Raw genomic sequence first — 14,041 nt, 5'->3', positions numbered from 1 at the left:
TGCCAACAAATTAAATTAAAATTAAAAGATTATGTCAGACATTGCATCAAGAGTAAAAGCGATTATCGTAGACAAATTAGGTGTTGACGAAAATGAAGTTGTAGCTGAAGCTAGCTTCACTAACGATTTAGGAGCTGATTCATTAGACACTGTTGAGCTAATTATGGAATTCGAAAAAGAATTTGATATTCAAATTCCAGATGATCAAGCTGAAAACATTGCTACTGTAGGTCAAGCTATTTCTTACATCGAGGAAGCTAAGAAATAATATCAAAACACCCATTTGGTGTATTATCACATGGGTGTTCTTGTTTCGCTTTTCTCTTAGCCTTATGTTACAGTAAGGACATCTTTAATTATAACAAGAACTATGATTAAAGAATCGATTAAATAGGTTTTCAAAAATATTTTTATATATTTATGATGAAAATTTATTTTATTATTAGTAGAAAACATTGATTGTATTACAATCATAAAAATAAACTATGTAATACCCATTGTTTCTTTTAGTTATTATTAAAAGCACTTTGGGTTTTTTTATATAATCAAAACATATCTATATGCAATTAAAGCGTGTTGTAGTAACTGGTTTAGGAGCGCTAACTCCAATAGGAAATAACATTCAAGAATATTGGGATGCATTAATCAGCGGAAAAAGCGGAGCAGCTCCAATTACCTATTATGATACAGAAAAACATAAGACTAAATTTGCTTGTGAAGTAAAAAACTTCAAAGTGGAGGACTTCATTGATAGAAAAGAGGCTAGACGTTTAGACAAATTTTCTCAATATGCCATTGTTGCAAGTGACGAAGCTATAAAAGACGCAGGCATAACTACCGATAATGTAAACAAACACCGAGTAGGGGTTATATGGGGTGCTGGAATTGGTGGTTTAGAAACATTTCAAGAGGAAGTATTAAATTATGCTGCTGGAGATGGCACACCACGATTTAACCCTTTCTTTATACCAAAAATGATTGCAGATATTGCACCCGCTCATATTTCTATGCGAAATGGTTTTATGGGACCAAATTATACTACTGTTTCTGCGTGCGCTTCTTCAGCTAATGCCATGATAGATGCCTTCAACTACATTCGTTTAGGAATGTGCGATGTCATAATTTCTGGTGGTTCTGAAGCAGCTGTAACTATAGCAGGAATGGGTGGCTTTAATTCGATGCATGCTTTATCCACTAGAAATGAAAGTCCAGAATCCGCTTCAAGACCTTTTGATGCTACTCGTGATGGGTTTGTATTAGGCGAAGGTGCAGGTGCTTTAGTTTTAGAAGAATATGAGCATGCAAAAGCACGTGGAGCAAAAATCTATTGTGAAATAGGTGGTGGTGGTTTATCTTCTGACGCTTATCATTTAACAGCTCCACATCCTGAAGGAATCGGAGTAATTGCTGTAATGGAAAATTGTTTGAAAGATGCAGGTATTAACCCAGAAGAAGTAGAACATATTAATACACATGGAACTTCAACTCCGCTAGGAGATGTTGCCGAATTAAAAGCGATTAGTGCTGTTTTTGGTAATCATGCAAAAAACATCAATATTAATTCTACAAAATCAATGACTGGGCATTTGCTTGGAGCAGCTGGTGGTATTGAAGCTATTGCTTCTATTTTAGCTATTAAAAATGGTATTATTCCTCCAACGATTAATCATACTACAGTGGATGAAAATATTAATCCAGAACTCAATTTAACTCTTAACAAGGCGCAAAAAAGAGATATCAAAGTAGCTATGAGTAACACTTTTGGTTTTGGTGGACACAATGCTTGTGTATTATTTAAAAAACTTGAAGCATAAATTTATGCGTAAACTCTTCAATAAAATAATAAAAAATTCCCGTTCTCCAGAAGACGGGATTTTTTTTGATAAAATTGCCAAAATACTAGGTTTTCAACCAGTTAATATTCGTTATTACAAAAAAGCGTTTACTCACCGTTCTACAAATAAGGTAGATGAAAAAGGAAACCCCTTTAATTATGAGCGTTTAGAGTTCTTAGGAGACGCTATGTTAGGTAGTGTTATTGCGGCTCATTTATACAATGAAGTACCTACTGGAGATGAAGGCTATTTAACAAAAATGAGATCAAAAATTGTAAGTAGAGAACACTTAAATGAATTAGGAAGAGACTTCAATTTAATTCAATTTGTTGAAAGCAAAGTAAACCCACAACATTTTGGAGAGAACATACATGGGAATATTTTTGAAGCCTTTATTGGAGCTATTTATCTTGACAAAGGTTTTAATTACTGTGAGAAATTTATTTACCAAAAAGTAATTGAACCTTATGTTGACATTCCAAAGTTAGAAGGTAAAGTTATTAGTTATAAAAGTTTAGTTATCGAATGGTGTCAAAAAGAAAAAAAGCAATTTAATTTTGATGTTTTTGACGATACTGGTATTGAAGAACAAAAGTATTTTGGAGTAAAACTGACTATTGATCAAAAAATAGTAGCCAAAGGAAGAGCCACTTCAAAGAAAAAAGCAGAAGAAAAAGCTGCCAAAAGAGCCTATTTTGCACTTCAGGAAAAAATTAACAAAAAATAAGTAAAAAAATAGCATTACTAAAACGTTTTCGTTAGTAAACATTCCTTAACTTCTTTAAAAACAATACTTTTTATATATTATAAATAGTATATTTACAACTTATTTTTTCAAAGATATGGCTATTCATAAAATTCAGATAAATGATTTTATTTCGATAGATTATGAGCTTATTGCCATACATTCTAGTTTGGAAGACTATCGTTTGGCCTATTTTATAAATAAAGCATTGGCTATTCGATTAAATAAAAATGAAACCAATATTGAAATTGAGACTAAAGAAGGTCGAGGAGCTTTCAGTCACTTTGTGTTTGATGATGAAATTCATGATATTATTTGGAATGTATTTGAAAATAAGGCTACTGCCATAACCTCTGAAAAAAATACCAATGGAATTTTTGATTCTATAGACATTACTATGTATGTTTTGCCTGAACACAAAAAAGCTGACTACATTTTAAAAATTGAAAATATTGAAACCTGTTTTTTTCCTTTGGAAGAGATTCTTCAAAAACTGTCAAAAATAGAACAGATTGCCATGGTGTACCCAATTAATCAGAACAAACTTAAATCAAAAAATAATTTAATTTTTTAATTAAAATGCCAACAACAAAAAAGACAAAAATTGTAGCTACTTTAGGGCCTGCAACTAGTTCAAAAGATGTATTAAAAGACATGATTGAAGCTGGAGTTAATGTTTTTAGAATTAATTTCTCCCATGCTGATTATGAAGACGTTAAAGAACGAATAGATATGATTAGAGCGCTAAATGATGAATTTGGCTATACTACCTCTATTCTAGCAGATTTACAAGGTCCAAAATTAAGAGTTGGAGTCATGAAAGAAGATGTCGTAGTCGCAAAAGGAGATAAAATAACATTTACTACAGCAGAAGATATTTTAGGAACGGCTTCAAAAGTATACATGAATTATAAAGAGTTTCCAAAAGATGTTAACCCAGGTGAACGCATTCTTTTAGATGATGGTAAACTTATTTTCGAAGTAGTTAAAACTGATAAGAAAACAGAAGTAGAAGCCGTTGTTATTCAAGGTGGTCCGTTAAAATCTAAAAAAGGAGTTAATTTACCTAATACCAAAGTTTCATTACCTGCATTAACTAAAAAAGATATTAAAGATGCTATTTTTGCGATTGAAAACAAAGTAGACTGGATTGCCTTATCTTTTGTAAGAACACCAAAAGACCTAGAAGAGTTACAAGACTTAATTGCAAAACATTCGGATCACAAAATTCCTATTGTAGCAAAAATTGAAAAACCCGAAGCGGTAGAGAACATCGATAAAATTGTAGCCTTTTGTGATGCTTTGATGGTTGCTCGTGGAGACCTAGGTGTAGAAATTCCGGCAGAACAAGTACCTTTAATTCAAAAGAAACTGATTCATAGAGCGAAAACGGCTCGAATTCCAGTAATTGTTGCAACACAAATGATGGAAACTATGATTACAAGTCTGACTCCTACTAGAGCTGAAGTAAATGACGTAGCCAATTCGGTTATGGATGGTGCAGATGCAGTAATGCTTTCTGGAGAAACATCAGTAGGAAACTATCCTGTTCAAGTAATTGAAACCATGACTCGTATTATTGAAAGCGTTGAAGATTCGCCACTTATTAAAGTGCCTTTAAATGCACCTCATGTACGTACGAAGCGTTTTATTACTAAATCTATCTGTTATCATGCTGCTATTATGGCAGATGACATTGCTGCCAAAGCCATTACAACGTTAACTAATAGTGGTTACACTGCTTTTCAAATTTCGGCTTGGAGACCAAAATCTCATATTTTAGTTTTTACTTCTAACAAACGTATTTTAACACAATTAAATTTATTATGGGGCGTGAGAGCGTATTACTATGATAAATTTGTAAGTACTGATGACACTGTCGATGATATTAATCAAATATGTAAAGAAAGAGGTTATGTAAAACCAGGCGACATGGTAATTAATCTGGCTGCCATGCCAATTGTTAAAAAAGGAATGGTAAACACCTTACGTGTTTCTGAAATAGAATAATTTGTATCTTTGTTAAAACTATTTTTATGAATTTAAAATCTAAAAATCCTTTTTTAGGATCGAAAACATTTAACAATACATCTAGATCTATAGAAGATACAACAGTTATTACCTATGAAGATACAATGACTGTTAATGGAACAATTAATAAAAGTTATATTTTATTAGCTACATTATTAACTTCAGCTTTGATTTCATGGTTTTTAGCTTACATGGGATACAACCCAATGCTTTTAACAGTTGGTGGCGGAATAGTTGGTTTTGTTCTTGTTTTAATTGCTTCTTTCAAGCCGCAAACATCAACGTGGGTTGCGCCTGGTTATGCTTTATTTGAAGGTCTCTTTATTGGAGGAATTTCAGCATTTTTTGAAGCAGCATATCCTGGCATTGTAATTCAAGCTGTGAGTTGTACTTTTGTTACTTTTATCGTTTGTTTTGCTTTGTACAAATATCAAATTGTAAAAGTGACAGAAAAATTCAAATCAATTGTTATTGCAGCTACTTTAGCTATTTTTAGCTACTATCTAATTACATGGATTTTATCCTTTTTTATCAATTTCCAACCCATACATGCGGGCAATTCTTTATTAAGTATTGGGGTTAGTATTTTTGTAATAATCATTGCTGCTTTAAACTTATTTTTAGACTTTGATTTAATTGAAAAAGGAGCTCAAAGACAATTACCTAAATATATGGAATGGTTTAGCGCTATGGGATTAATGATTACATTAGTATGGTTATACGTGGAATTTTTAAGACTTTTAGCTAAATTATCAAGTAGAGATTAATTCATTTTACAATTTAATAAATAAAAAAGCAACTCAAAAGAGTTGCTTTTTTAATAGAAACAAAATATTTTAAAATTATATTTGTATTAATGTTCGTTTTAAATAAAACGCACAAAAGAAAGATTAATAAATTGAAAAAAATAACATTAATTAGATAATGAAAAATTTAAAATATTTCTTTTTTTTAGTTTTTTTCAGCAATACATTATTTTCTCAGGAAGAAATAATAAATGAAGAAAATATTTCAAAATTAAATACTATAATAAAACTTAAAGAGAAGAAATATAAAAAAGGTTTAACTCCAATTTTTAATGCAATTCCTCAAGCAACTGGAAGTTTTTTTAAAATTGTAATAAAAAAAAATGATGATTTTTTATCAATGCTTCATAAATGTAAAAATATAGATGAATTAGCTAACAAATTTCCAGACCTTCAAATAGATAAAGATCTTTTACTTATAAAAAGTAATTATACAAATTATGATAAAAAAAAATTATTAGTAATAAACTCTTTTGAAATTGAAAACAACAATAGTCATAGTATTACCATGAATTTTTCAGATTCATTAAACAATAATAGTAGCAATCTTTTTTATGTTTGCTACACAAATGAAAAAAAGAATGAATCTGTAATCCAAGGTTTTATTTTAAATGAAAATTTTAAAATAAAGAAAATACCTGTGAAGTATGCAGATTTTATTAAATATACAGATGCAATAGTTAAGCCAGAAACAATTATTTTTTTTGATAATAAAAAAGAAAATTTAATACATCAGAAGACAATTTTAGACTCTCTTGTTAAATACTTTGAAATTAAAACTAATAAACCTTCATACGTAAAGGAGAATTATCTTTTAAGTATGAAAGATTTACAAAAATGGCAATCAAAACAAAATTTTTTTTCAGATAGTCTTTTTAAAATTGACAACAATTTTAAAATTCTTATAGAAGATGCTCTTTTATATGCTGAGAGCAATAAAATTACAAATCCTTATTTAGAAGATTTTACTGCTAAGTTTATATCAAAGGAGCGAGCTCTAAACTTAATGAGACAAAACCGACTAGTTGGTTCATGTAGTTATGATAATGCACCATTATTTCAGCAAAAGAGAATAGCGACACTAGCGGCTCAAACTTATAATTGGGAAATTTTTATAAAATCATTCTTAAATGTAATGAATGATAATGTAGCAAGAATTGCAAATAGTAGTATGGCTTCTCAAAGAAGAGGAACTTACATTAATGAATTGACTAAATTAAATATAAATATAAATAAGATTTTAATTGGTTCTAATTTTAAAATAAATGATACAATAGAGAAGCATTACTTTTCTGATGGAAATAAAATTGCTAAAGCCTATGCTGATTTAGATTCTAAATATCAAAATGATTTTGAAAATGCTATTGTAGAAATTATAATGGATAAATCTATAGATGATTTTAACAAGCTTAACTTCTATAACACATTTAAGAGTTATTCATACTACCTTAAAGATAGTATAAGGGCAAAAGAAGTGAAAATTAAAATTAAAAATTTAGTTCCTTTTCTTTCACATGTTATAAAATCTAGAATTGAAAATCCTAACAAACAACTTTATGATTTACTTCATGCTGAAAGAAGTGAACTGGAAAAATTTCAAATTAAATCATCTCGTATAATGGATATAAGATCTACCAATTATGATGGAAATTGTTGGATTGCAAAATTAATTGATAAAAATTCTGATGGGAGAATAATTTATGATTTATTAATGCCAATAAATGAAAAAATAACTCCTCTCAAAAATTTTTCAAGTATAAAAGAAGAAATAAAGAATAAAATTGACAATCATGTATTTTTACAAAAAATTTTAAATTCAAATACTCAAAACGAACTACATGTATCTTTTGTAAAAAATACATTCAAAACAAATAAACAAGAAGAAGTTTTTAAAAAATTACCCCTAGAACTTTCAACAAAACTTGATTTTGAAAATGCTATATCACTTTATGTGTCTTATCCAAATGGTTATGATATAAATTACATTTTATTAAAAAACAATAATCTTTTACTTTTAGAAATTCCTAAAGACTTTTCATTACCAGGTTATAATTTTGAAGATTTAATAATTGATAAAAACAATATAAATCGCACTGTTTCAAATAAGTGTTATAAATTATTTAATCTTGAAGGTATTATGTTGAATTGAAAAAAAACTTTAATAGAATTAGTTTTAAAAATTCAATATTTAAAACTCTTAATTAAAACAAAAAAGACTAGTAAATTATTACTAGTCTTTTAAAATTATTCCTCAAAGCAAGTATAGCATGCTATATCTACTTGTTTCACTTTTATTTTTCTGCCTTTTATTTCTTCTTTATCTATTAAATAGACTGTTTTTTTATAAATTTCAAAAAAAGTCTCTTTAAAACCATACCTTTCAAAAAAGGCATAATCTAAAATAATATTTTTGTTTCTCTTTAAAAATGATTTCCTTTCTATTCTTTCATCATTTTTAATTCCTTTTCTTATGTCATCCCGATTTTTATAGGTATTACTTATGAAAATAATTGTATTCATAAAATTAGTATTAAATTCATACGTTATAAAATTTTCATAAAAAATTGATTTTCCTGTACTGACTGCGTTTTTTTTAATTGTATTTTTTATATCAATATCAAAATAAATATATATAGTATCATTTTTTTTAATTTCTTCCAAGGTTTGAGAAAATGATATGTTTTTAGAGAAAAAAATAAAGAATATTAATAAACAGAAATTTAACTTATTGACAATCATTTGATGAGTTTTTTGCATAATTATTGTATTCTATATGTTTTCTTTTTTCAATTGGATTACTTTCTATATCATTCATATAGCTCTGTGAATTATGTAAACCTTCATAAGCAATATACTTATAAAAATTCATAAAATTAAAGTTTTCTATAACTATTCCATTTGCATCTGTTATTGGATTATTATTAGTATCAGCTATATCTTCAGTCGACAATAATTCACTGATGATTTCAGATAAAATATTCTGAAATACTGGAATCATTTGGTTAAACATAAAATCATGTTCCGTAGCTGGTGTGAAATAATAATACATTAGCTCTTCTAATTGTAAATTAGATAAAAAGCTTAAAGTAGTTCCTTGATTTATATCTAAATATTTAAGATTTAAATAAGCGTGTAAGTATTCGTGTATAATGGTTTTGGCAATTAAAATATTTGCTTTTTCTAAATTTCCAGTAAGTATATCGCTATTTATAGTAATAACTGTATAATAATTGCCATTGATTACTTCTGTAGGGGTACAATTTCCATCTGAAGGTAATCCATTTACACTTAATAAATTAGGCTGCAATCTAAATTTAACATTAATTTTATCTTGGTCACCACCAAAAGTATCTTCAAATAATTGTCTAAATTCTACAGAACTAGTTAACTTTTTATAAATACAGTCTAGTCTTTGTCCTTCTGGAGTTGTGGTATCAATTTCAGAAAAATCAATATAAGCTGGTGAGAGTAACGATAAATAAAAGTCAAAACTTAAATCAGGATTACCACAAGCCGCATCCATAAAATCTTCCACCTTATTAAAATAAGGGATTATACTTACGGCATTAGTAGTACTTGCTAAATCATTTATATAATTTCTAATGTCTCTTTGTTGAGTTAAAGATAGTGAGTTTAAACATTCATTTTGTTCTTCATTTAATTGATCTCTAAATGCTTGATTTAAAGACACTCCAGAACCGCCTCCATTCATATCACTTATACTTGTAGGGGTTGTGTTTACCGTATCTCCACCGTTAAGACTACCACTGCCACCCGTAGTGCCAGTACTACCATCATTTCCACTAGTACTGCCATCACTCCCGCTGGTGCCACCACCACCGCCATTGGAAACCCAAGCACAAGAGGAGCTTTGTAAGACCCAACCATATTCATATAACGGTCCTCCTGTTAAATCGCCTTCATGGTATTCTACTAATTCCCAAGAGTAACTTTCAATACAGACTAGTTCTAATGTAGGGTCTACTATTTTGGAACCTATCATTGCACTTGTATCTAGGTCTAACAGATAATGTTTTACTTTGTTTCTTTCTAATTCGGTTTTTGATTTGTTTTTTATCGTAGTTATATCCTCACCATAATCTACTAGATAAGTGAGTGTTTTTTGACTGTCTATATAAATTACTAGATTTTCTGTTATTACAGGCTGATCAAGTCTGTACACAGGAAAAGTATACGATTGAGAAATACCATCATCTATAAATACGGCTTCTTCAGTAGCAATGAAGAAATCGTATATAGAATTATAGATTGTTTTATTCGTTTCTAATTTGGTTTTTATACCCTGAATTTGGTTTATTTTTTCAGAAATTATGGTATTTTTTATCAGCTCGTTGTATTTGACTTTTTTAATCGTAAAATTAGTTTTGTTTTGGATGTTTTCTTCTAATATGTCTTCATTGTTTTCACAAGATGAAATGGAAAATAGTAGAATTAAAACGAAATAACAGTATAAATTTTTCATTGTTTGTTTCATATACAGATTTTAAAGTTAATAGATTTTTTTAAAACGCTAAAGTAAAAAAATTATTACCAACTAGGACAATAACTCCTATGTAATTTTTAAGATAATAAACAAATTTTGTATGTGCGTAAAAATGTAGATATAAAATTTATGAAAAAGTTTGGCTTAAATCTTAAAAAAATAAGGTTGGACAAACATATAACTCAAGCTCAACTTGCTATTGATTGTGATGTGGATGTATCTGTAATTAGTAGAATTGAAAGAGGTGTAGTTAATACATCTTTGTCAAATATTTATAGTATTGCAAAAGCTCTTGGAATAGAACCTAAAGAATTATTTGATTTTTAATACATTGAAAATTCTGGAAGGTAAGTAATCAAAAACTTATTCTTTAAAATCAAATTGAAGCTGTATGGATATACTTTTTTGTTTCGGTTCTGTTGTTTTTTTAGATTCCTGATTGTTTAAATTATGCAAAGACAACCCTAAAAGACGCACCGAGTCTTTTAATCGTTCCTGATACAATAACTCTTTAGCAATATCTATTAATAAACTTTTATCGGAAATATAATAGGGTAACGTTTTACTTCTGGTTTGCAACGTAAAATCGGAATATTTTAGCTTTAAAGTAATGGTTTTTCCTGCTATTTTACTTTTTTGCAAGCGTTTTTCTAGTTCGTTAGCAATACTGATTATTTTTTCTTCTAAAAATACTTCTGAAGAAAGGTTTTCAAAAAAAGTACGTTCTGCACCTACTGACTTTATGGTTCTATTAGGTTTTACCTGACTATTATGAATCCCTCTACATATTTGATAATAATAGGGTCCACTATTGCTAAAATGCTTTTCTAGAAATTCCAATGATTTTTGTTTCAAATCATATCCTGTAAAAATGCCCAGTTGGTACATTTTTTCAGCAGTCACTTTTCCAATTCCGTAAAATTTTTTGATGTCTAGTTTTTCTAGAAAAGCTTCCACTTCGCTTGGATTGACTGTTTTTTGTCCGTTGGGCTTGTTGTAATCGGAAGCCACTTTAGCCACAAATTTATTGATTGAAATTCCAGCAGAAGCGGTGAGTCCTACTTCTTCAAAAATGCGTTTTCTGATTTCCTGAGCAATTAAAGAAGCACTAGGATTATTTTTTTTATTTACGGTAACATCAAGATACGCTTCATCTAAAGATAGCGGTTCCACCAAATCAGTATATTCAAAAAATATTTTTCTAATTTTTCTAGAAATTTCTTTGTAGCGGTCAAATCTAGGTTTTACAAAAATTAAATCGGGGCAATTGCGCTTGGCTTGCACACCACTCATAGCACTACGAACTCCAAACTTGCGTGCTTCATAACTCGCAGCACTAACCACGCCTCGAGCTTCGCTTCCTCCTACAGCTAGAGGTTTTCCTTTCAATTCGGGATGATCCATTTGTTCTACAGACGCGTAAAATGCATCCATATCTATATGAATAATTTTTCGATATTGAATTCCCTCTTCCATATTACAAATTTATAGTATATTTGGTTAGCCTAGCCCTGATAGCAGTGAAAATCCTTTTATTGCCAACAATTCTTTTGATAAGAGATTTATACTTTCTTTGGCAATAAAAGATTGTAACGGATAGCAGGAAATAGCTTCGAAAAATAAAAACAGTACTTATGGTTGAAATTGAACGCAAATTTTTAGTAACATCAAATGCTTTTATAAAAGAAGCAGTAAAACACAATCGTATTGTACAAGGTTATTTGTCTAGTTTGCCTGAGAGAACAGTTCGTATTCGTATTAAAGGTGATCATGGTTATGTGACAATTAAAGGGAAGAGTACGAGTTCTGGGATGACGCGAATGGAATGGGAAAAAGAGATTCCTATTGAAGAAGCAGAGCAGTTATTAACGCTATGTGAAAAAGGGATAATTGATAAGACTCGTTATGAAGTTATTGTAGGTATTCATGTGTTTGAAGTAGATGTTTTTGCTGGAGAAAATCAAGGTTTAGTACTGGCTGAAATAGAACTTTCACAAGAAGACGAAACTTTTGAACGCCCAGACTGGCTAGGAGAAGAAGTAACAACAGATGCTAGATATTATAATAGTTATTTGAGTAAAAATCCATTTACAAGCTGGAAAAATTAGAATAAATCGAAATTTTCTTTGGTGAGAATTCCTTTTAATTTTAGAATAATGAAGTAATCGATTGCTTGAGGAATGGAATAATTTTCAAACACTTTGTATTTCCATAATTTTTCATCGATGTCTTCAAAGTTAATATTATGAAACAATTCGATATCGATATCTTCTCGGATCAATTGTTTTGTCTTAGCTTCTTCTAATAAAGGCTTAACCACATCTTTATACATGAACATTTTATAATACTTGTAAACATCCATAGCATCATGATGGTATTTTTTTAAACTGATTAAAAAAATAGGATTGATATTGCTAATATTTTCAATTGCTACTTTATAAATAGCAATAATTTTTAATAGTGGATTATCTTCCTTATTTTTAATTAAGGTTAGTTCATCTAAAAAATTGTTCCATAACAAATCGACAGCATCTTTTAAGAGTGCTTCTTTATTTTCAAACAGCGAATAAAGCGTTTTTTTAGACAATCGAAATTCATTAGCAATATCATCCATAGTAATAATTTTGCTTCCATTTTTAAGAAAATGAGTTAATGCTTTTTCAATTATTTCTTTTTTTCGTTCCATAGAAAATAAAGTTAAAAACCCTGCTCTCACAGGGCTTTAATTAGTTTCCACCACCTAATGCTTTATATAATGAGATAACGGCATTCATTTGTTTGTATTTATTGTCGATATAGCTAATTTCTGTATTTAAGGCATTATCTTTTGCCGTTAATACCTCTAAATAATTCACTAAACCATATTGAAGTAATTCATCTGAATAAGAAGCAGCATTAGTTAATGCTTCTAGTTGTTTTTCCCGAATACTTAATTTATCAGTTTCATTTTCATAACTAGCTAAAGCATCCGAAACTTCTTTTCCTGCAACCAACAAGGCTTTTTCATATTGCAAATAGGCTTTTTGTTGATTGGCTTTGGCTACTTCCAAACGCGTTTTATTTTGACGTTGATTAAAAATAGGCTGTGTTAAACCTGTAATTATATTAGCAAAAATAGATTTTGTATTAAACCAATCTTTTAATTCTAAAGCTTGTAACCCGCCTGTTGCATTTACCGTTAAAGAAGGATAGAAATAACTTCTAGCCACATTGGTTAGTTCGAAAGTATTTCTAAAATTGAGTTCAGCTGCTACCACATCGGGTCTTTTACTTAGTAGATATGCTGGTAACCCAACAGAAACATTAGCTTCCATTTTTTGATTTTCAAAAGTAGATCGAGAAACGGTTCCTGGAGCTTTTCCTAAAAGTTGGTTAAATGAGTTTTCTAAAACTTTAAGGTTATATTCCAAATCTTTCAAAATAATTTCAGTTGCATATTTTTGAGCTTCTGTTTGTTGCACAGCGACTTCATTTACACTTCCCGATTTTTTTAAAGCTTGAATCACTTCCACACTTTCATTTCTGTTTTCTATCGTTTGTGTTACTACTTTTATTTGCGCGTCTGTAGCTAACAATTGATAATATAAAGAAGCGATATTGGCAACTAATTGCGTTTGTATGGCTTGTTTTGCCGCTTGTGATTGTAAATACTGAGCAACCGACGCTCTTTTATTACTTCTTATTTTACCCCAAATATCGGCTTCCCAACTCAATTTACCAGATAACTCATATTGGTCAATACTACTAAAAAGCCTCCCAAACTGACTGTTTTCAGAGGTTTCTTGATGTGTCCAAGTTGCATTGGCTGATAGCGTAGGGAAATACCCTGCTTTACCTTGTTTCATCATAGCTTCAGAAGCGGTTATATTTTGAAGCGCAATCTGCATGTCTAAGTTGTTCTCCAGTCCTTCGTTGATATATCCTTGTAATAAACTATCAGAGAATAATTCTTCCCAAGAGAGCATCGCTATTGAAGTGCTATCCTTACTAAGTTCTGTTCGATATAAATTATCGGTTGTTACTTTAGGCGATTCGTAATTTTTGGCTACAAAGCAAGATTGCAACAAAAAAATACTCGCTAGTAAAAGGACACTTTTTATAATATATGGTTTTTTCATTT

14 protein-coding genes are annotated in these 14,041 nt (G+C 29.6%); 9 read left to right on the top strand and 5 right to left on the bottom strand.

Features of this window, described 5'->3' with window-relative positions; all coding sequences use genetic code 11:
* Nucleotides 1–31 precede the first annotated feature (31 nt).
* From CX675_RS00530 to CX675_RS00500, 7 genes are all read left to right on the top strand, one after another.
* Nucleotides 32–268, top strand: a complete 237-nt coding sequence (locus tag CX675_RS00530) for an acyl carrier protein (RefSeq protein WP_002988156.1) — start codon at nucleotides 32–34, stop codon at nucleotides 266–268.
* Between the two features lie 292 nt (nucleotides 269–560).
* Complete coding sequence (fabF, locus tag CX675_RS00525; RefSeq protein ID WP_130733260.1) at nucleotides 561–1,814, top strand: beta-ketoacyl-ACP synthase II; 1,254 nt, start codon at nucleotides 561–563, stop codon at nucleotides 1,812–1,814.
* Between the two features lie 4 nt (nucleotides 1,815–1,818).
* Complete coding sequence (gene rnc, locus CX675_RS00520) at nucleotides 1,819–2,562, top strand: ribonuclease III (RefSeq protein WP_130733259.1); 744 nt, start codon at nucleotides 1,819–1,821, stop codon at nucleotides 2,560–2,562.
* 115 nt (nucleotides 2,563–2,677) lie between these two features.
* Nucleotides 2,678–3,154, top strand: coding sequence for an IPExxxVDY family protein (locus CX675_RS00515; RefSeq protein ID WP_130733258.1), 477 nt, complete (start codon nucleotides 2,678–2,680; stop codon nucleotides 3,152–3,154).
* Between the two features lie 5 nt (nucleotides 3,155–3,159).
* The gene (gene pyk / locus CX675_RS00510) at nucleotides 3,160–4,590 is read left to right on the top strand and encodes a pyruvate kinase (protein WP_130733257.1); all 1,431 of its coding nucleotides are present in this window, start codon (nucleotides 3,160–3,162) and stop codon (nucleotides 4,588–4,590) included.
* Between the two features lie 26 nt (nucleotides 4,591–4,616).
* Nucleotides 4,617–5,378, top strand: coding sequence for a Bax inhibitor-1/YccA family protein (locus tag CX675_RS00505; protein ID WP_130733256.1), 762 nt, complete (start codon nucleotides 4,617–4,619; stop codon nucleotides 5,376–5,378).
* A 157-nt stretch (nucleotides 5,379–5,535) separates the two neighbouring features.
* Nucleotides 5,536–7,566: a hypothetical protein gene (locus tag CX675_RS00500; RefSeq protein ID WP_130733255.1), complete on the top strand. Its 2,031-nt coding sequence runs from the start codon at nucleotides 5,536–5,538 to the stop codon at nucleotides 7,564–7,566.
* A gap of 95 nt (nucleotides 7,567–7,661) precedes the next feature.
* Here CX675_RS00500 and CX675_RS00495 read toward each other — a convergent pair whose 3' ends face one another.
* Together CX675_RS00495 and CX675_RS00490 are read right to left on the bottom strand one after the other, a co-directional pair.
* A complete protein-coding gene (locus CX675_RS00495; protein WP_130733254.1) occupies nucleotides 7,662–7,937 on the bottom strand; it encodes a hypothetical protein in 276 nt (91 codons plus the stop codon).
* Nucleotides 7,938–8,142: 205 nt separating this feature from the next.
* On the bottom strand, nucleotides 8,143–9,900 hold the full coding sequence (locus tag CX675_RS00490) for a hypothetical protein (RefSeq protein WP_130733253.1): 1,758 nt from the start codon (nucleotides 9,898–9,900) through the stop codon (nucleotides 8,143–8,145).
* 150 nt (nucleotides 9,901–10,050) lie between these two features.
* Between CX675_RS00490 and CX675_RS00485 the strand changes: the two genes are divergently transcribed.
* Complete coding sequence (locus CX675_RS00485) at nucleotides 10,051–10,248, top strand: helix-turn-helix domain-containing protein (protein ID WP_130733252.1); 198 nt, start codon at nucleotides 10,051–10,053, stop codon at nucleotides 10,246–10,248.
* 36 nt (nucleotides 10,249–10,284) lie between these two features.
* Here the strand turns inward: CX675_RS00485 and dinB are convergent, their stop codons facing one another.
* Nucleotides 10,285–11,397, bottom strand: coding sequence for a DNA polymerase IV (gene dinB, locus CX675_RS00480; protein ID WP_130733251.1), 1,113 nt, complete (start codon nucleotides 11,395–11,397; stop codon nucleotides 10,285–10,287).
* A 158-nt stretch (nucleotides 11,398–11,555) separates the two neighbouring features.
* On the opposite strand from dinB, the gene CX675_RS00475 reads away from it, so the two are divergent.
* Nucleotides 11,556–12,029 carry a CYTH domain-containing protein gene (locus CX675_RS00475; protein WP_130733250.1) on the top strand — a complete coding sequence of 158 codons (474 nt, stop codon included), beginning with the start codon at nucleotides 11,556–11,558 and terminating at the stop codon, nucleotides 12,027–12,029.
* Here the strand turns inward: CX675_RS00475 and CX675_RS00470 are convergent.
* Nucleotides 12,026–12,607 (bottom strand): TetR/AcrR family transcriptional regulator, encoded by a 582-nt coding sequence (locus tag CX675_RS00470; RefSeq protein ID WP_130733249.1) that lies wholly within the window; start codon nucleotides 12,605–12,607, stop codon nucleotides 12,026–12,028. The two genes, CX675_RS00475 and CX675_RS00470, sit on opposite strands and share 4 nt — an antisense overlap.
* Before the next feature lie 40 nt (nucleotides 12,608–12,647).
* The gene (locus tag CX675_RS00465) at nucleotides 12,648–14,039 is read right to left on the bottom strand and encodes an efflux transporter outer membrane subunit (protein WP_130733248.1); all 1,392 of its coding nucleotides are present in this window, start codon (nucleotides 14,037–14,039) and stop codon (nucleotides 12,648–12,650) included.
* Nucleotides 14,040–14,041: the final 2 nt, after the last annotated feature.

The organism is Flavobacterium sp. J27, assembly GCF_004303025.1.
In the GTDB taxonomy this organism is placed as follows: domain Bacteria; phylum Bacteroidota; class Bacteroidia; order Flavobacteriales; family Flavobacteriaceae; genus Flavobacterium.
This window is presented reverse-complemented; position numbering and strand designations above follow the sequence as displayed.

Coding starts and splice junctions, on each gene's coding strand:
- CX675_RS00530 (WP_002988156.1), top strand. CDS start 32: ATGTCAGACATTGCATCAAGAGTAAAAGCGATTATCGTAGACAAATTA.
- fabF (WP_130733260.1), top strand. CDS start 561: ATGCAATTAAAGCGTGTTGTAGTAACTGGTTTAGGAGCGCTAACTCCA.
- rnc (WP_130733259.1), top strand. CDS start 1,819: ATGCGTAAACTCTTCAATAAAATAATAAAAAATTCCCGTTCTCCAGAA.
- CX675_RS00515 (WP_130733258.1), top strand. CDS start 2,678: ATGGCTATTCATAAAATTCAGATAAATGATTTTATTTCGATAGATTAT.
- pyk (WP_130733257.1), top strand. CDS start 3,160: ATGCCAACAACAAAAAAGACAAAAATTGTAGCTACTTTAGGGCCTGCA.
- CX675_RS00505 (WP_130733256.1), top strand. CDS start 4,617: ATGAATTTAAAATCTAAAAATCCTTTTTTAGGATCGAAAACATTTAAC.
- CX675_RS00500 (WP_130733255.1), top strand. CDS start 5,536: ATGAAAAATTTAAAATATTTCTTTTTTTTAGTTTTTTTCAGCAATACA.
- CX675_RS00495 (WP_130733254.1), bottom strand. CDS start 7,937: ATGAATACAATTATTTTCATAAGTAATACCTATAAAAATCGGGATGAC.
- CX675_RS00490 (WP_130733253.1), bottom strand. CDS start 9,900: ATGAAAAATTTATACTGTTATTTCGTTTTAATTCTACTATTTTCCATT.
- CX675_RS00485 (WP_130733252.1), top strand. CDS start 10,051: ATGAAAAAGTTTGGCTTAAATCTTAAAAAAATAAGGTTGGACAAACAT.
- dinB (WP_130733251.1), bottom strand. CDS start 11,397: ATGGAAGAGGGAATTCAATATCGAAAAATTATTCATATAGATATGGAT.
- CX675_RS00475 (WP_130733250.1), top strand. CDS start 11,556: ATGGTTGAAATTGAACGCAAATTTTTAGTAACATCAAATGCTTTTATA.
- CX675_RS00470 (WP_130733249.1), bottom strand. CDS start 12,607: ATGGAACGAAAAAAAGAAATAATTGAAAAAGCATTAACTCATTTTCTT.
- CX675_RS00465 (WP_130733248.1), bottom strand. CDS start 14,039: ATGAAAAAACCATATATTATAAAAAGTGTCCTTTTACTAGCGAGTATT.